The sequence below is a fragment of the Cobetia sp. MMG027 genome (genome assembly GCF_027947415.1).
Lineage (GTDB): Bacteria > Pseudomonadota > Gammaproteobacteria > Pseudomonadales > Halomonadaceae > Cobetia > Cobetia marina.
The window spans coordinates 274455-291309 of sequence record NZ_JAQJIO010000002.1; the positions used below are offsets into that span (position 1 = coordinate 274455).

Below are 16855 nucleotides of genomic sequence, written 5' to 3' on the forward strand. Positions count from 1 at the left end.
GCTGACCTGACGTCGGTAAACATGCATTTCCGGTGACTCCCCGGGGAGTCACCGCCATTGAGAGGTACGCGAATGGCTGACGGCAAAGGCAAGGACGAGAACGGCAAACTGCTGTACTGCTCCTTCTGTGGCAAGAATCAGAATGAAGTGCGCAAGCTGATCGCGGGACCTTCCGTCTACATCTGCGACGAATGTGTCGATCTGTGCAATGACATCATTCGCGAAGAGGTCCTCGAAGCCGACGCCGAAGGTGATGATGATCGCCTGCCGGCGCCGCGTGAGATTCGCTCGACTCTCGACGACTACGTGATCGGTCAGGACCGCGCCAAGCGCGTGTTGTCCGTCGCGGTGTACAACCACTACAAGCGTCTGCGTGCCGGTCAGAAGGCAGCGGACGAAGTGGAGCTGGGCAAGTCCAACATTCTGCTCATCGGCCCGACCGGTAGCGGCAAGACGCTGCTGGCCGAGACGCTGGCACGCCTGTTGAACGTTCCCTTCACCATCGCGGATGCGACCACCCTGACCGAAGCGGGTTACGTCGGTGAGGATGTCGAGAACATCATCCAGAAGCTGTTGCAGAAGTGCGATTACGATGTCGAGAAGGCCGAACGCGGCATTGTCTACATCGATGAGATCGACAAGATCTCCCGCAAGTCTGACAACCCTTCCATCACCCGTGATGTCTCGGGTGAAGGTGTGCAGCAGGCACTGCTGAAGCTGATCGAGGGCACCACTGCCTCGGTGCCGCCGCAGGGCGGGCGCAAGCATCCTCAGCAGGAGTTCCTGCAGGTCAACACGGCCAACATCCTGTTCATCGTCGGCGGTGCATTCGCCGGTCTGGACAAGGTGATCCGTGAGCGCGCCGAGAAGGGTGGCATCGGCTTCAATGCCGAGGTCAAGAGCAAGCAGGACGAGAAGACGGTTGGTCGCGTACTGGCGGATGTCGAGCCGAGTGATCTGGTCAAGTTCGGTCTCATCCCCGAGTTCGTCGGGCGTCTGCCGGTCATCGCGACATTGACCGAGCTGGACGAGGACGCGCTGGTACAGATCCTGACCGAGCCGAAGAACTCGCTGGTCAAGCAGTACTCGCGCCTGTTCGAGATGGAAGATGTCGAGCTGGACCTGCGTGAAGACGCACTGCGTGCCGTGGCTCGCAAGGCCATCGAGCGTCGTACCGGCGCACGTGGTCTGCGCTCGATTCTCGAGGGCGTGCTGCTCGATACCATGTATGACATTCCTTCGGAAGAGAATGTCAGCAAGGTGGTAGTGGATGAGTCAGTGATTGCCGGCGACAGCAAGCCGCTGCTGATCTACTCCCAGAGCGAAGAGAAGAGTCAGGGCAAGGTGGCCGGCAAGGACGGCTGAAGCGTCCAGGCCTGAGTCGCACCAACGGGGGGCCGCAAGGCCCCCCGTTGCGTTTGCCTTCGTCACTCGCCTCTCTGGCAATGTTCCTCATGACTCGCGTGCGGCTTCATTCAGCGTTGAGTTACCGCCCATGCGTCTCAGGATCATTGCAAAATCATGACCTTGCCCCCATGGTCTCTGTATCAGAGAGCCGTGTGAGGCGGCCCACCCACAGAATACCGAGGAACGTCTGCCATGGAGCAGAACGATGATCAGACCCTGACACTTCCGCTGCTGCCGCTGCGGGATGTGGTGGTCTATCCCCAGATGGTGATTCCGCTGTTCGTCGGCCGGGAAAAGTCGATCCAGGCCCTCGAAGTGGCCATGGAAGGCGACAAGAAGATCCTGCTTGCGGCACAGCGTGAAGCCAGCCAGGACGACCCGACTGCCGAGGATCTCTTCGCGATCGGGACCGTCGCCGACATCATGCAGTTGCTCAAGCTTCCCGATGGCACCGTCAAGGTGCTCATCGAGGGCAGCTCACGCGCCGATATCCAGGCGATTCGTCTGCATGACAACGGTCACAGCATCGCCGATGTCGTGCTGCGTGACAGCCAGCCGCTGTCCGAGCGCGAGCAGGAGACCCTGGTACGCGTTCTGCTCAACCAGTTCGAGCAGTACGTCAAGCTGTCCAAGAAGGTGCCCAATGAAGTGCTGGGCAGCCTGCAGGGCATCGAGGACCCGAGTCGCTTGGTGGATACCATCAGTGCCCACCTGTCACTGGGCATCGATGACAAGCAGGCGCTGCTCGAGATGGACAAGGTGCGCGACCGCATCGAGCACCTGATGACGCTGATCGAAGCCGAGATCGACCTGCTGCAGGTCGAGAAGCGCATTCGTACCCGCGTCAAGGAGCAGATGGAGAAGTCGCAGCGCGAGTACTATCTCAATGAGCAGATGAAGGCCATCCAGAAGGAAATGGGTGAGCTGGATGACGTGCCCAATGAGGTCGAGCAGTATGAGCGTCGCATCAAGGACGCCGGCATGCCCAAGGACGCCGAGGAAAAGGCCAATCAGGAGCTCAACAAGCTCAAGATGATGGGCCCGACGTCCGCTGAGGCGACCGTGGTGCGCACCTACCTGGACTGGCTGTGCGACGTGCCGTGGAAGAAGCGCACCCGCGTGCGTCACGACATTGATCACGCCGCCAGGGTGCTCGATGAGGACCACTACGGTCTCGACGAGGTCAAGGAACGCATCCTCGAGTATCTCGCCGTGCAGAAGCGCGTCAAGAAGCTCAAGGGGCCGGTGCTGTGTCTGGTAGGACCGCCGGGTGTCGGCAAGACGTCGCTGGGCAAGTCCATCGCTCGCGCCACCAATCGTCAGTACACTCGCATGGCGCTGGGTGGCGTGCGGGATGAATCCGAGATTCGTGGCCACCGTCGCACCTACATCGGCGCCTTGCCGGGCAAGATCATCCAGCGCATGACCAAGACCGGCGTCAAGAATCCGCTGGTGCTGCTCGACGAGATCGACAAGCTGGGCATGGATCACCGTGGTGATCCGGCCTCGGCGCTGCTTGAGGTGCTGGACCCGGAGCAGAACGACAAGTTCGCCGATCACTACCTCGAACTGGATTACGATCTGTCCGAGACCCTGTTCATCTGTACCTCGAACTCGATGAACATTCCGGGGCCGCTGCGTGATCGCATGGAGATCATCCGTCTGCCGGGGTACACCGAAGACGAGAAGCTGGCCATCGCGATGCGCTACCTGGCCCCCAAGCAGCTCAAGGCCAATGGCCTGAAGCCAGGCGAGCTGACCTTCAGTGAAGCCTCCGTGCTCGAGCTGATTCGTTACTATTCGCGTGAAGCCGGTGTGCGTGAGCTGGAACGCCAGATCGCCAAGGTCTGCCGCAAGATCGTGCGCGAGCGCGTGGTCGCCGAGGCCAAGGAAGGTGCGCTGTCTTCCATGCACCTCGAGGCCGAGCAGGTCGAGCATTACGCGGGTGTCCGCAAGTACAGCTTCGGTCTCGCGGATGCCGAGGACCAGATCGGGCGCGTGACGGGTCTGGCCTGGACGTCCGTCGGCGGTGAGCTGCTGACCATCGAGTCGGTGGTCACGCCCGGCAAGGGCCGTGTCAGCAAGACAGGCTCGCTGGGCGACGTGATGAAGGAGTCGGTCAGTGCAGCGCATACCGTCGTGCGCGCACGCGCCGAGTCCTTCGGTATCGAGGCTGAACGCTTCGAGAAGGAAGACCTGCACATTCACGTGCCGGAAGGTGCCACGCCGAAGGACGGCCCCAGTGCGGGGGCTGCCATGGTCACCGCGATGGTGTCCGCTTACTGTGGGCGCCCCGTGCGCTGTGATGTGGCGATGACCGGTGAGGTCAACCTGCGCGGCGAAGTCATGCCGATCGGCGGCCTCAAGGAGAAATTGCTGGCAGCGCGACGCGGTGGTATAAAGCTCGTATTGATTCCCGAAGAGAATCGCCGTGATCTCAAGGAGGTCCCGGACACCATCAAGGATGCATTGGACATTCGCCCCGTGCGTTGGATCGATGAAGTTCTTGAGGTGGCTCTGGCGGAAAAGTCTTCAAGTGAGCCGGATGAATCTCGACAGGACGATGCCAGTGGTCGTCAGTCAGTCATCAGTACACATTGATGGATATTTCTGGCCATGCCGTTGTCGAAACGGCGGCGTGGTGCGGTTTTGCGCGTGAGGTTGCTTGACAGTCGTTTGAGGGCGTTGCTATAAACTCCGCTTCGTCGCGATCGCGTTTAGCACCCGTAATTTTCGCGCTGATTTCTGGTAATTTTTTTGCAAATTCAAGGGGTGAAGAGTGAATAAATCCGAGCTGATCGAAGCCATTGCTGCATCTGCCGATATTCCGAAAGCAGCAGCTAGCCGTGCACTCGATGCGATGGTCGACACCGTCACTGATAGCCTGAAGAAAGGTGAGACCGTGGCACTGGTCGGGTTCGGCACCTTTACTGTCAAGGAGCGCGCTGCTCGTACTGGCCGTAACCCGCAGACTGGCGATCCGATCGAAATCAGTGCTGCCAAGGTGCCGAGCTTCAAGGCTGGCAAGGCACTGAAAGACGCCGTCAACTGAGGACTGCCTGCTCTTGCAGGTACCCGGTGACGTGGTGCCGCCCTGTCAGGACATCGTTGTCTGTCAGGTCGGCACCAGGAAATCGAAGCGCATCGCCTGGCGATGCGCTTTTTTTGTGACTGATATCATGGGCAATCTGCGGTGACCCTGCTTCTGCCGCTACCAAAGGCACCTGCATCTGTCGGCGTCATGCGTATAATCAACAGTCACTGATTCGCGGCCCTAGAGGCCATTTCCTTCCCTGTAGCTCGAGGCCCGCATGCTGCAACGAATTCGAGACCGGTCGCATGGCTGGGTGGCCAAGACGATCGTTGGCTTTATCGTCGTCACCTTTGCCTTCTTCGGCGTTGAGTCGATCATTGGTGCCTTCACTGGCAGCAGTGATGAGATCGCCAGCGTCAATGGCGACAAGATCAGCCGTCAGTCAGTTGAGACCGAAGTGCAACGTGCCATCCGTTCCGGACAGGTCGCTCCCGAACAGGAGCGTGAGGCACGCAATCAGATCATCACCCAGATGATCGATTCCCGTCTGCTGGACCAGTACGCCGAAGAGGGTGGATTGCACCTCTCAGAACAACAGCTCGATCAACTGATCGTCAGCTTCCCGGAATTCCAGGATGACCAGGGCCGCTTTGACGCCGACGTCTTCCGCAATCGTCTGGCCAGCGCCGGCTACTCGCCGACGTCCTTCCGCGAGCAGTTGCGCAGCGACACCCTGCGTCAGCAGCTGACCGATGGCTTCGCTGCCAGTGCCTTCGTGCTGCCGGGCGAAGAAGAGACCCTCAGCCAGCTTCAGCGTCAGACGCGCAGTTTCCGTTACGCCACCCTGAGTCAGGCCGACCTCGAGTCGCCGGTCACCCTGAACGAGGATGAGCTGACCGCCTGGTATGACAGCCATCAGGACAACTATCGGCGTCCGGCCCAGGTCAAGCTGGCCTATGTGCTGCTGGATCAGAATGAGCTGGCCGACGGCGGCGAGATCAGTGAAGACACGCTCAAGGCCGAATATGCCGCCAAGCGTGCCGATGCACCGCGCGAGATCGCGCACATCATGGTCGAGAAGGGCGATGATGTGGCGGCTGCACGTGCCAAGCTCGAAGGTGCACGTGACGCACTCGCCAACGGCGAAGACTTCGCCAAGGTGGCGGCCGAGGTCTCCGAAGACAGCTCCACGGCCGAGGATGGCGGTGAGCTGGGAGTGATCACCCGCGGTATCTTCGGCGAAGACTTCGATGACGTCGCCTTCGCGCTGGATGAAGGGCAGGTCTCGGACATCGTCGATACCGGCGACAGCCTGCACCTGATCAAGGTGACCGGGCTCGATATCGCGCCGTTCGACGAAATGCGTGATGAACTGCTCACCCAGGCGCGCAAGTCAGCCTCGCGTGACACCTTCAATGAGAAGGCGCAGCTGCTCAAGGATGAAAGCTTCGCGGCGGATGATCTGGCCAGCGTTGCCGAGGATCTGGATCTTCCGCTGGAGAAGACCGACTGGGTGGCACAGGACAATGACGACGAACTGCTGTCCGAGCCGGGTGTGATGGCGGCTGCCTTCGATGACGAAGTGCTCAAGGAAGGCTACAACAGCGATGTGATCGAACTCGACGACAGTCGCCGTCTGGTGCTGCGCGTGCTCGAGCAGCGTCCAGCTACCACGCTGGCCCTCGACGAGGTCAAGCAGCAGGTGCAGCGTGAAGCCAAGGCGGACAAGACCGCCAAGGCGCTTGAGGCATTGGCACAGACGCGCATCGAGGCGCTGCGTGAAGGCAAGTCGCTGGAAGGGATCGACTGGCGCGACGCAGACGACGTCAGCCGTCAGGGAGATTCCCAGCTGCCTGAGAATCTGGTCAAGCAGGCCTTCGCGCTGCCGCATCCCGAGGCAGACCAGCCGGTGTATGGCAAGGCAGCCCTCAAGGGCGGCATCGCCCTGATCGCGTTGACCGATATAGGAGAGGCCGAGCCGGGTGACATGGACCAGTTCCTGTCGCGTCTGGCGATGCGCCTGCAGGCCCAGTCAGCCGTCGAGGGGCTGCAGGAATCCTTGCGCGAGAGTGCCGATATCGAGCGCAAGTGAGCACGGAGCAACGGACGTGAGTACCGTCACGTCTCACTCGAGGCATTGCCTCCCTTGAGAATCACGTCCTGACCTCTGCCACCAGAGACCGCCACCCCATGGGGTGGCGGTCTTTTTTTGGCTCAGTGTCGGGGCAATTTCTGGGGCAGTGCCGAGTCAATCCTGCGCACATTCCCGCAGTCACGACAGTGTCACGGCGTGAGGCGCTGACGCAGCCGATGGGAGAGTTCGCGGTGGCGGGCTTGAATGCCTGTCGAGAGAGACTGACGCAGCCAGCGATGCCCGGCGTCATGATGCAGGCGTTCGTGCCACACCAGCCAGTAGGAGAAGCGTTTGATGGCGATGGGCAGCGGGCGCAGCACCAGCGGTAGCTGATCCAGCATGCTGATGGCCAGGCAGCCCGGAACGCATAGCAGCAGATCGCTATGGCAGGTGACACTGAAGGCGGCCAGGAAGTGGGGCTGGCGCATGACGACCTGCCGACTCAAGCCCAGCTCCGCCAGCTTGAGATCCACCGCACCACGCTCATCACCGCCCATGCTGATCAATTGATGGCCGGCGGCGACGAAGTCCTCCAGACTCAATGTCTCCTTCGCTGCCAGCGGGTGGTCCTTGCGCATCACGCAGACGAACTGGTCATCCCCGATCTCACGCCCATGCACGCCGGCCGGCACCTTGGCGGTGGGCACGCACATCGCAAGCTCCGGCCCCCCTTCCTCCAGCTGTTGTTCGACATTGCCCCCATAGGCCTGGATGTCCAGGCGGATGCCGGGCGCCTGGTCATGCAGCGGCGCTATCTGCGGTGCCACGAAGGCGTGCATGCCATAGTCGGTGGTGGCCAGCTGGAAGCGGCGTTGGCTGTCGGCTGGCGAGAATTCGGGGGGGGCCAGCAGTGCGCCCAGCTCCTGGAGCAGGCGCGCGAGAGGCTGTCTGAGCGCCTCGGCACGTGCCGTGGGGCGCAGGCCGCGTTGCGCACGCACGAACAGGGGATCGTCAAAGGCCTCGCGCAGCCGAGCCAGGGTACGTGAAACGGCAGGTTGACTCAGGTTGAGGCGCTCCGCGGCCCGAGACACGCTGCGCGTTTCCAGCAGCGCATGCAGCGCGACCAGCGTGTTGAGGTCATGGCGAGCGAGTTCAGCCAGATGCATGGCGGGAAGTTTCCGGTGGTGAAGAGGCCCCGGACGGGGATGAAGGTGCGTATTTTCAACCACGCATGATATCAGTCTCATGCATACCGGAATTCAGTTTCTGTCATTGGTGTGATATCGGGAGCGCGAGTAATCTGGTGGGACTTCGTCGCCGGGGAACGATTGCGGCGACCCGTCGTCACACGGTCAAGGCCTCGGGCCACCTGCCTGATGACGATTCTGATCACGTGACGTTTGACCAGATCATTCGCAAGGAGCATTTCATGCAGACACGCTATTACACGATCACCGACTATCCGAAAGGCACTCCGGAACGCGACCTGTTCACCTTGCGTGAAGAGGCGCTGAGCGAGCTTGGCGAAGGGGAAGTGCGCATTCGCAACCGCTGGTTGTCCGTCGATCCCTACATGCGTGGCCGCATGAGTGGCGCCAAGACCTATATTGACCCCTTCGAGCTCAATGAGCCGCTGCAGGGTGCGGCAGTCGGTGAGGTGATCGAGTCACGCGACTCTCGCTTCAAGACCGGCGACAAGGTGCGTCACATGGGCGGCTGGCGTGATATCGCGCAGCTGTCTGGCGACCAGGTCGAGCCGCTGCCGAGCATCGACGTGCCGGAGCAGGCCTACCTGGGCGTGCTGGGCATGCCGGGCATGACAGCCTGGACCGGTCTGAACATCATCGCCGAGATGAAAGAGGGCGACAACGTGCTGGTCAGCGCGGCCTCCGGTGCGGTCGGCTCGCTCGCCGTGCAGCTGGCCAAGGCCAAGGGCGGGACTGTCGTCGGCATCGCCGGCAGCCAGGAGAAACTGGATTGGCTGGAGGCGCGCGGCGTCAAGGCAGTCAGCTACAAGGGCAAGGATGCTGAGCAGCTGACGAAAGCGCTCAAGGAGGCCTGCCCGGACGGTTTCGATGTCTACTACGAGAATGTCGGTGGTGACTGCCTGGTGGCGGCGCTCAACAACCTGAACGTCGGTGCACGCATCGCCGTCTGCGGCATGATCTCCAGCTACAACGATACCGAGGTGGCGGCGGGGCCCTCCAATATCTCGATGATCCTGATTCGCCGGGCGCGCATGCAGGGCTTCATCGTCTTTGACCACTGGGACAACTACAGCCGCTTCCTCGAGGAAGTGGGGCCGCAGGTCGCCAAGGGCGATATCGACTACGAAGAGACGGTGGAAGAGGGACTGGAACAGACGCCGGACGCCTTCCTCAAGCTGTTCACAGGCGCCAACAAGGGCAAGATGCTGGTACGTCTTTAACCTGAGACGGCAGCACTGAAGCCCCGGACACCTGACGCCTCGCGTACGCGCGGTGCTCAGGCATTCACGAAAGGCTCGCCACGGCGAGCCTTTCGCGTTTGTGAGAAGCTGTCACGTCGCGATGCGATTGGTGATTCACACGAACCAAAGACGTGCGCACTGTGCTCTACTTTCGTCGTAGATGCTGCTCTAGAATGTGCGCAACATTCGTGGGGTGGTGACGTCTTCATTTCGTTTTCGTGTCACCAGGCCCTCACGCGACACCCTGTGTCAGGTGGCGCCTGATCATGGCGGCGTTCTGCATTGCCGCCGTGCCGCCCCTGACTCTGCGAGGAGAGCATCATGCAGGACTTTACCTATCAGAACCCGACCCGCGTGCACTTCGGTGCCGGCCAGATCGCCAAGGTGCGTGACGAGATTCCCGCCGATGCCCGCGTGCTGGTCACCTACGGTGGCGGGTCGATCAAGCGCAACGGTGTAATGGATCAGGTGGAAGCGGCACTGGAGGGCCATCAGTGGTGGAGCTTCGGCGGCATCGAGCCGAATCCGAGCTATCACACCCTGCTGGAAGCGCTGGAGGTCATCAAGCGCGAGAAGGTCGATTATCTGCTGGCAGTCGGGGGAGGCAGCGTCGCCGATGGCAGCAAGTTCCTCGCGCTGGCCGCCTGTCACGCCGGTGATCCGTGGGAGATTCTCGCCGAAGGCAAGCATCCCGAGACGGCATTGCCGCTGGGAGTGGTGCTGACCCTGCCGGCCACTGGCTCCGAGTCCAACGGCAATGCCGTGGTCACCAATTACGAGACCCACGACAAGCTGCCGATGTTCAGCGAACTGGCCTACCCGCGCTTCGCGGTGCTGGACCCGGCCACCACCCTGACCCTGCCGGAGCGCCAGAGCGTCAACGGTGTCGTCGATGCCTTCGTGCACGTCAGCGAGCAGTATTTGACCTACCCGGTCAACGCGCCGGTCCAGGATCGCTTCTCCGAGGGTCTGTTGCTGACCTTGATCGAGGAAGGCCCCAAGGTACTGAGCCAGCCGGATGACCTGGCCGTGCGTGCCAACATCATGTGGGCCGCCAACCTGGGCCTCAACGGGCTGATCGGGCGTGGTGTGCCGCAGGACTGGGCCACGCACATGATCGGTCACGAGATCACCGCACTGCACGGTGTCGATCATGGCCGCACCCTGACCATCGTGATGCCGGCACTGTGGGAAGAAATGTTCGAGGCCAAGCGTGCCAAGCTGGCGCAGTATGGTCGTCGTGTCTGGGGGCTGGACGGTGATGACGAAAGCGTCGCCCGCGCTGCCATCGACAAGACGCGTGAATTCTTCACCCGCATGGGCGCGCCGGTATCGTTGAGCGAAGCCGGCATCGGTGCCGACAGCATCGACCAGCTGGTCGACAACCTGGCACGTCATGGCTTCACTGCCATCGGCGAGCACGGTGACATCACGCCGGACGTGGCGCGTCGTATCCTGACCCGCGCTGCCTGATCACGCACGTCAGTCAGGGCGCAAGGCAAGCCTGAAACCCCTCGTCACCCCTGGTGGCGAGGGGTTTTGCGTATGTCCCCTTGGCGGGGGCTTGCCGATTGCCGGATTGCGTCATGTGCGGGCTTATTTTGTTACTCTATAACCTTTTGCATGCCCTTCATCCTGCGGAGAATTCAGCATGTCTCTGGCTTCACGCGGCGCCGATACCGGCGACGCCTCGACGGATTTAGCACGTCACACGCGGATACCGGTGCATCTGATCACCGGCTTTCTGGGAACCGGCAAGAGCAGCTTCATCCAGGCACTGGTCGCGGCCAAGCCGGCGGATGAGCATTGGGCGATCCTGGTCAATGAATTCGGGCAGGTGGGGATCGATCAGGCGCTGTTTGCCGGACGCGAGGATGTCAGCGTCAAGGGGCTGCCCGGCGGGTGCCTGTGCTGTCAGCTGGCCTTCGTGCTGCAGGCGGGACTGGTCAGCCTGATCCATCAGACCCGTCCTGATCGTCTGATCATCGAGCCCTCGGGGCTGGGACATCCCGCAGGGTTGATCGATGTACTGCGCAGTGAAGGGCTGGCCTCCGCGCTTGAGCTCGAGGAGGTCATCACCCTGCTGGACCCGCGTGCACTGGACGATACCCGCACGCGTGAACACGGCACCTTCCAGGACCAGCTGACGCTGGCGGGGGGCGTGGTGCTCAGCAAGCGGGATCTGGCGACTGATGAGCAGCTGGCGGCCGCGCATGAGTTTCTGGAAGGGATGTGGCCGCGCAAGCGCTGGGTGGGTGAGCTGGGCAGAGCCGACGGCGAAAGCCTGCCGGCCCAGGCACGCATGGACGGTCAGGAGGTCACGCTGATCGATTGGCTGCTGCCAGCAGGGCGTGAATCCCATCGCCAGGGCGGCTTGCGCGCCAGCGAAGATCATCACGTCAGCGAAGATCGTGAGAACCAGCCCGAGATCAGCATGCCGGCTGCCCATCGCGCTGCGCGGGATAGGGCGCGTCTGGCGCAGGAGACCTCCACCAGTGAAAAGTCGTCAGCCTCAGGCGTGATGCCATTGCCCGGCGCACCGGTGATCGAGCAGGCCGAAGGGCTTGAGCATGCCAGTCTGGGATGGCGAATCGTGGCGGGCGAGGTGTTCGATCTTGATCAGCTTACCCGGTGGCTGGATGGACTGCCGCGCGACTGGCGGGTGAAGGGCATCTTTCACACGACGGAAGGCTGGCGCAGCTATAACCGTGCCAAGGGGCGTGCCGAACTTGCGCCTTCCAGCTGGCGCGAGGACTCACGACTCGAGTTGATCGCACCGCTGGGGGAGCAGGGGCAGGAGGGGATGGCGACTGCGTTGCCGCTGGCGGATTCCCGTCAGCTGAATGCCGCCTTGCTGGCCTGTCGCAGCGAGGGTGCCGCCAGGCCCTTCAATTTCTTCGGCGAGTGAGCTGAGATCTATCCCTCAGGGGCGTCTCTCACGTCAGGCGCTCCCACTCGCCGATCAGGCGCAGAGCCTCTTCGCTTGAATTGCCACACAGCTCGATATCGAAGTCGAAGTTGCCACACACGGCCGGTCGTTGTGGCGTACCGAACAGCTTGCACAGATTCTCGTCATCCAATTGCACGCAGCGCACGCCTGCCGGCTTGCCATTGGGCATGCCGGGAATCGGGCTCGAGATGGAAGGCGCGATGCAGCACCCCCCGCAGCCGGCGCGGCAGCCGGATGCGGGAGTGGCCGCGAGGTGGTGGGCGGTCTGCGTCATGATGTGGCGGGCATTTCCTCATGCTCAGGCAGCACCAGCGGCTGGCGGGCGGTCTCTGGCGTGTGCCGCGCGATGGCGCCCTTGTTGATCCCTTCATAGGCTTCGACGCGAATGCTGTCGCCGCTGTCGAGAGCGATCTGGCGCGCCAGCCAGTCGGCGATCCACTCGATGGTGGTCGGTGTCGGCAGCAACCAGACCTGCTTGCGCGGCAGGCGAATGCGGAATCTGCCCTGCGGTGCCTCATAGCTGAACACCAGCTCACGGCCGGGACGGTCGATCAGATCGCCTTCTTCGGCCAGGTAGCGGTCATTGAGCTTCTCGGCCCACTCGGCTTCCAGTGCCGTGTCACGCACGCCATTGCGTTCGATGACCAGCGGAGAGCGGTGACCATGCGCGATACGCTGACAGTTGCCGCTGTGATGACGCAGGCCATGACTGTAGGTGTAGGCGGCACCCTCGATGCACTCATCGCGCAGGCGCACGCGCAGCGCCTCGACGCGCGGCGGCAGGCGGCGCGTCAGCAGCTTCTCGAAGTGGTTGGCCAGCACCACGGTGGTGACCTCGGCCACCGGCAGCAGGCAGAAGGCCTGACGCGGGCCGCGCACTTCCATGGCATAGGGCTGGGTGAAGCGCAGACACAGTCCTTCCGGGCAGTCCGTGACGCTCACGCCGTCGGCCTGACTGGGCACGATCAAGGTGTGATCGGCGTCCTGGTCGATCATGCGCTTGGCCCACGGCTTGACGTCGCCGAAGTCGAACAGCATGCCGTCATGGCCGACGGCGCCGTCCAGCTCCAGGTCCAGATGCTGACTGATGCCATGCAGGCCGCGGGTATTGCTCCACACCGAGGCATCCACCGCGGTGAGGGCCCTGACGAACAGGGTCTTGGAAGTCATTGCCGTCATCAATCGATACCACTGATCTTGTGAGTCTGCAGCGATAGCTGCCACTGGGGATTGGCCATGCAGTAACTGACGCACTGGTTCATCGGCGTATCCGTCGCCAGTACCTCGCGATAATGCTCGCGAGCGGCGGCTGGCGCGGGCAGGGCATCCAGGGCGGCGGTATCCAGTGGCTGCAGATAGAAGTGCGCGAAGTCCAGGCTGACGAAGCGCTCCGGCAGCGCCTCCGGCTGCGGGTAGACGAGCTTGAGCTCATCGCCGCCGGTGAGGACCAGCTCGCTGGCACCCTTGGGGCTGACGCATAGCCAGTCGATGCCGGCGGGCGGCGTGACGGTGCCGTTGGTCTCCACCGCGATCTCGAAGCCGCGGGCGTGCATCGCGTCCACCAGTTCGCGGTCGAGCTGCAACAGTGGCTCACCGCCGGTGAAGACCACATAGGGCGTGGCGATGCCGGAGTGTTCCGGCCACAGGCTGGCCAGGAAGTCCGCCAGCTCGCTTGCGGTGCGGAACTTGCCGCCATTCTGGCCGTTGGTGCCGACGAAATCGGTGTCGCAGAAGCGACAGACCGAGGTGTCGCGGTCCTGCTCACGACCACTCCACAGATTGCAGCCCGCAAAGCGGCAGAACACGCTGGCGCGCCCTGCGCGAGCACCTTCGCCCTGCAGGGTGTAGAACGCTTCCTTTACCGTATACATCAGAGAGTGCCTGCGCCCTTGGCCGAATCGGTCGAGTCATACCCGAGCGGATCGCTTAGCCCATGGGCGGCGAAGGCAGCGAGGCGCTCACGGCAGCTGCCGCATTCCCCACAGGCCAGTTCACGGCCTTCATAGCAGGTCCAGGTCTGGGCGTAATCGAGCTGCATGGCGATGCCGGCGGCCAGAATCTCGTCCTTGCTGGCGTGCAGGAAGGGCGCGCGAATCTCCACCGGCGAGAAGTTGGCGATCGCGGCGACGGCATTCATCTTCTCGACGAATTCCGGACGGCAATCCGGGTAGAGCACGTGATCTCCGCCGTGGGCACCATAGAAGCACACGCCAGCCTCGATATTGACGGCCTTGGCGATCGCCAGGGACAGCAGGATCATGTTGCGATTGGGCACCACGGTCGAGGTCATGGAGTCCTCGTCGTAGTCGGCCTTGGGCATCGCCTGGTCACTGTTGGTCAGCGCGGAGTTGTCGATCAGTCCATGGATGGCGCGAATGTCGACGACTTCGTGGGCGACGCCCAGTGACTCGCAGACCTGGCGTGCGACGTCGAGCTCACGCGAGTGGCGCTGGCCGTAATGGAAGGAGAGGGCGTGTACCTCGAAGCCCTCCTTCAGCGCCTGGTGCAGGACGGTGTAGGAGTCCATGCCACCGGAGTAGATGACGACGGCGCGGGGGCGCTCTGCAGAGGAGGCAGGAGCGGATACAGCGGAATTCGGGACGTTGAGAGTCATGACGGAGAATTTCTTTGACCGATGGATTCGGCGCCCGGGATCCGGTCCGGGCGAAACGGGCGCCTATCCTACTCTTCCCGCGGTGTTGATGCCACCAGGACGCTTTGAGGCCACCAGGACACTTTGATGCCCACCAGGACGCTTTGAGGCCACCAGGACACTTTGATGCCCACCAGGACGCTTTGAGGCCACCAGGACGCTTTGAGGCCACCAGGACATTCTGGATGGCCGGGAGGCGCGTACCGCATTGGCTCAGGAAAAGCGTCGAGACATCGCAAGCGTTGATGGGGCGAGAAAATAGCCTTGGTACCTGCCCCATGCCCTGACATAGACTCAGTGTATTAGCGAAAGATTGCAGTAATGGTGAAAGTGCAGGACATGCCGTTGAAGTGAGACATGGCATGTGAAGGACCGGAGGTGGGCTCGATGGCGGTAACGGTTGCACCGTCAGCGGGCGGGATAGCAAGACCCTTATTCATTGTGACTGCAGTGGGGTGAGCGTGCCTCTCGATATTCTGATCAAGTTGTTGTCCTCCATCGAAGAGCCGCTGTGGATCTTCGACCGCTTCGGCCAGCTCGCCTGGAGCTCACCCCGTGCCCGTCAGGCAGAACACCAGCCTGAACTGCCGAGAACCCTGTCGCATCTGCCGGAGCCCTGTGGGCTCAGCGGCCAGCCGGGGATGTGGATGATGGGGATCGACGGGGAGCTGGGCCACTGGCTGCTGGTGCAGCAGGCCAATCTTCCCTGGCGAATGGCGGTGTTCGATGAAGAACGACTCGTCGCCTATACCTGTGGCTGGAAGGAGCTGTTCGGTGAGGCGCGTCCGCGGCTTGAACCGGTCAGTGAGCGCCGCGTGCGCCTCAAGGCGCCGTTCTCGGGTCTGGCCGAAGCGCGCGCTGCCGGACTGGACGACAAGGTGCTGATCGCGCTGCGTCGACTGCAGCCGATCAACCTGCTGTCGCGTGATCGCTTCAATGCCCAGGTGGACGAGCTGCTGTCCGGTGAGGCGGTCGATGGCGGCATCATCTATCTCTCGCTGACCCATCTGGAGATCATCAACTCGGCGCATGGCGCGGAGCGTATCGACCCGCTGCTGGAGCGCGTGGCGGAAGCGATGTCGTTGCAATACCGCGATGCACTGGTCTGTCGTCCGCTGGGCAATGCCTTCGCGCTGTTCTTCACCGGCGATGAAGTCGCCCTGATCGCGCGGGCCAGCGAGCTGTGCGAGCAGCTGGTCACGCTGATGCGCCTGGATGGCAAGTCCTTGCCCGTCACCGCGCGGGTGGGCATCAGCCTGGCGCCTCAGCACGCGCGTCGCGCGCATCGGCTGCTGCACCTGGCTGAACTGGCCATGCTGCATGGCGAGCAGGACGATATCGATGTCTGCGGGGCCTGGCATGTCTTCTCGCCCGGTGCCCACATGCGTCACCTCAACGATTACCGGCTGACCAGTGACCTGCGCGAGCATCTCGAAGAGCTCGATCTTGCCTTCCAGCCCCAGTTCGATCTGGTCAGTGGTCAGGCGGTCGGCGTGGAGGTGCTGGTGCGCTGGGACCATCCGGAGCTCGGGACCATCGGGCCTGGGCGCTTCATTCCGCTGGCGGAGCAGTACGGCTTGATCGGTACCGTCGGGGCTCGTGTCATGGATGCTGCTCTCAAGGCGACGCGGGATCTGGTGACCCCGGACGGCAAGCCGCTGTCGGTGGCGATCAACGTCTCGGCCCAGGAATTTCGTGACCCCGGCTTTCCCGAGCGAGTCTCACAGGCGCTCGCCTTGCACGACTTCGCCCCCGAGCGGCTGGAGCTGGAAATCACCGAGTCCTCACGGGTGCCGGATCTGGATCGCGTCGTCGAGCGCTTGACCGGTCTGATCGACCGAGGTGTCAGGCTTGCCATCGATGACTTCGGGACCGGCTTTGCCTCGCTGCTCTATGTCCGGGATCTACGCGCCTGTCGCCTCAAGGTGGACCAGCAGTTCGTCCGCAGCCTGGATCATGATGCGCGTGACCGCGCCATCGTCTCGCATGCCATCTCGTTGGCCGATAGCCTCGGCATGGAAGTGCTGGCCGAGGGCGTCGAGACGGTGGAGCAGGAACGCCTGCTGGTGGAGATGGGTTGCCATCTGGTGCAGGGCTTCCGTTACGCGCGGCCCAAGCGCCTGCCGGAGCTCAAGCAGTGGCTTGGCAACAAGCCCTGCATTCGCCCCTGTCCCGGGGCCGCCTGAGCTGACGGATGCAAGCCCTGTCTGGCACAGGAAACGAAAACGCCCGTCATGCGACTGCATGACGGGCGTTTTCGTTTTACCTTCGGTGCTTCATGCAGCAGA

13 protein-coding genes are annotated in these 16855 nt (G+C 62.5%); 8 read left to right on the top strand and 5 right to left on the bottom strand.

Features of this window, described 5'->3' with window-relative positions; translation table 11 throughout:
• Positions 1 to 72: 72 nt before the first annotated feature.
• From clpX to PJK54_RS03245, 4 genes are all read left to right on the top strand, one after another.
• Positions 73 to 1365 (top strand): ATP-dependent Clp protease ATP-binding subunit ClpX, encoded by a 1293-nt coding sequence (gene clpX, locus PJK54_RS03230; protein ID WP_077374762.1) that lies wholly within the window; start codon positions 73 to 75, stop codon positions 1363 to 1365.
• Positions 1366 to 1599: 234 nt separating this feature from the next.
• Entirely contained in the window at positions 1600 to 4008 is a 2409-nt protein-coding gene (gene lon / locus PJK54_RS03235; protein ID WP_271302230.1) for an endopeptidase La, read from the top strand.
• A gap of 178 nt (positions 4009 to 4186) precedes the next feature.
• Positions 4187 to 4459, top strand: coding sequence for an HU family DNA-binding protein (locus PJK54_RS03240; RefSeq protein ID WP_065392603.1), 273 nt, complete (start codon positions 4187 to 4189; stop codon positions 4457 to 4459).
• Positions 4460 to 4718: 259 nt separating this feature from the next.
• Entirely contained in the window at positions 4719 to 6533 is a 1815-nt protein-coding gene (locus PJK54_RS03245) for a SurA N-terminal domain-containing protein (protein WP_271302231.1), read from the top strand.
• A 191-nt stretch (positions 6534 to 6724) separates the two neighbouring features.
• Here PJK54_RS03245 and PJK54_RS03250 read toward each other — a convergent pair whose 3' ends face one another.
• A complete protein-coding gene (locus tag PJK54_RS03250; protein WP_271302232.1) occupies positions 6725 to 7681 on the bottom strand; it encodes a LysR family transcriptional regulator in 957 nt (318 codons plus the stop codon).
• 263 nt (positions 7682 to 7944) lie between these two features.
• Between PJK54_RS03250 and PJK54_RS03255 the strand changes: the two genes are divergently transcribed.
• From PJK54_RS03255 to PJK54_RS03265, 3 genes are all read left to right on the top strand, one after another.
• Complete coding sequence (locus PJK54_RS03255) at positions 7945 to 8943, top strand: NADP-dependent oxidoreductase (protein WP_077374747.1); 999 nt, start codon at positions 7945 to 7947, stop codon at positions 8941 to 8943.
• Positions 8944 to 9285: 342 nt separating this feature from the next.
• Entirely contained in the window at positions 9286 to 10437 is a 1152-nt protein-coding gene (locus PJK54_RS03260; RefSeq protein ID WP_191237500.1) for an iron-containing alcohol dehydrogenase, read from the top strand.
• 178 nt (positions 10438 to 10615) lie between these two features.
• Positions 10616 to 11872: a CobW family GTP-binding protein gene (locus PJK54_RS03265; RefSeq protein WP_271302233.1), complete on the top strand. Its 1257-nt coding sequence runs from the start codon at positions 10616 to 10618 to the stop codon at positions 11870 to 11872.
• 28 nt (positions 11873 to 11900) lie between these two features.
• Here the strand turns inward: PJK54_RS03265 and PJK54_RS03270 are convergent, their stop codons facing one another.
• Genes PJK54_RS03270 through queC form a run of 4 tightly spaced genes read right to left on the bottom strand, consistent with a single transcriptional unit; the run spans position 11901 to position 14528 of the window.
• On the bottom strand, positions 11901 to 12188 hold the full coding sequence (locus tag PJK54_RS03270; protein WP_077374738.1) for a YkgJ family cysteine cluster protein: 288 nt from the start codon (positions 12186 to 12188) through the stop codon (positions 11901 to 11903).
• The gene (locus tag PJK54_RS03275; protein ID WP_271302234.1) at positions 12185 to 13084 is read right to left on the bottom strand and encodes a 6-carboxytetrahydropterin synthase; all 900 of its coding nucleotides are present in this window, start codon (positions 13082 to 13084) and stop codon (positions 12185 to 12187) included. Before PJK54_RS03275 ends, PJK54_RS03270 begins: the two co-directional genes overlap by 4 nt.
• An 8-nt stretch (positions 13085 to 13092) precedes the next feature.
• Positions 13093 to 13785: a 7-carboxy-7-deazaguanine synthase gene (gene queE, locus PJK54_RS03280; RefSeq protein WP_077374732.1), complete on the bottom strand. Its 693-nt coding sequence runs from the start codon at positions 13783 to 13785 to the stop codon at positions 13093 to 13095.
• Complete coding sequence (gene queC, locus PJK54_RS03285) at positions 13785 to 14528, bottom strand: 7-cyano-7-deazaguanine synthase QueC (protein WP_084208111.1); 744 nt, start codon at positions 14526 to 14528, stop codon at positions 13785 to 13787. Before queC ends, queE begins: the two co-directional genes overlap by 1 nt.
• Before the next feature lie 500 nt (positions 14529 to 15028).
• Here queC and PJK54_RS03290 point away from each other — a divergent pair, with 500 nt between their 5' ends.
• Entirely contained in the window at positions 15029 to 16753 is a 1725-nt protein-coding gene (locus PJK54_RS03290) for a putative bifunctional diguanylate cyclase/phosphodiesterase (RefSeq protein ID WP_139345447.1), read from the top strand.
• Positions 16754 to 16855: the final 102 nt, after the last annotated feature.

Coding starts and splice junctions, on each gene's coding strand:
- PJK54_RS03265 (WP_271302233.1), top strand. CDS start 10,616: ATGTCTCTGGCTTCACGCGGCGCCGATACCGGCGACGCCTCGACGGAT.
- PJK54_RS03250 (WP_271302232.1), bottom strand. CDS start 7,681: ATGCATCTGGCTGAACTCGCTCGCCATGACCTCAACACGCTGGTCGCG.
- PJK54_RS03255 (WP_077374747.1), top strand. CDS start 7,945: ATGCAGACACGCTATTACACGATCACCGACTATCCGAAAGGCACTCCG.
- queE (WP_077374732.1), bottom strand. CDS start 13,785: ATGTATACGGTAAAGGAAGCGTTCTACACCCTGCAGGGCGAAGGTGCT.
- PJK54_RS03245 (WP_271302231.1), top strand. CDS start 4,719: ATGCTGCAACGAATTCGAGACCGGTCGCATGGCTGGGTGGCCAAGACG.
- PJK54_RS03270 (WP_077374738.1), bottom strand. CDS start 12,188: ATGACGCAGACCGCCCACCACCTCGCGGCCACTCCCGCATCCGGCTGC.
- PJK54_RS03275 (WP_271302234.1), bottom strand. CDS start 13,084: ATGACTTCCAAGACCCTGTTCGTCAGGGCCCTCACCGCGGTGGATGCC.
- PJK54_RS03260 (WP_191237500.1), top strand. CDS start 9,286: ATGCAGGACTTTACCTATCAGAACCCGACCCGCGTGCACTTCGGTGCC.
- lon (WP_271302230.1), top strand. CDS start 1,600: ATGGAGCAGAACGATGATCAGACCCTGACACTTCCGCTGCTGCCGCTG.
- queC (WP_084208111.1), bottom strand. CDS start 14,528: ATGACTCTCAACGTCCCGAATTCCGCTGTATCCGCTCCTGCCTCCTCT.
- clpX (WP_077374762.1), top strand. CDS start 73: ATGGCTGACGGCAAAGGCAAGGACGAGAACGGCAAACTGCTGTACTGC.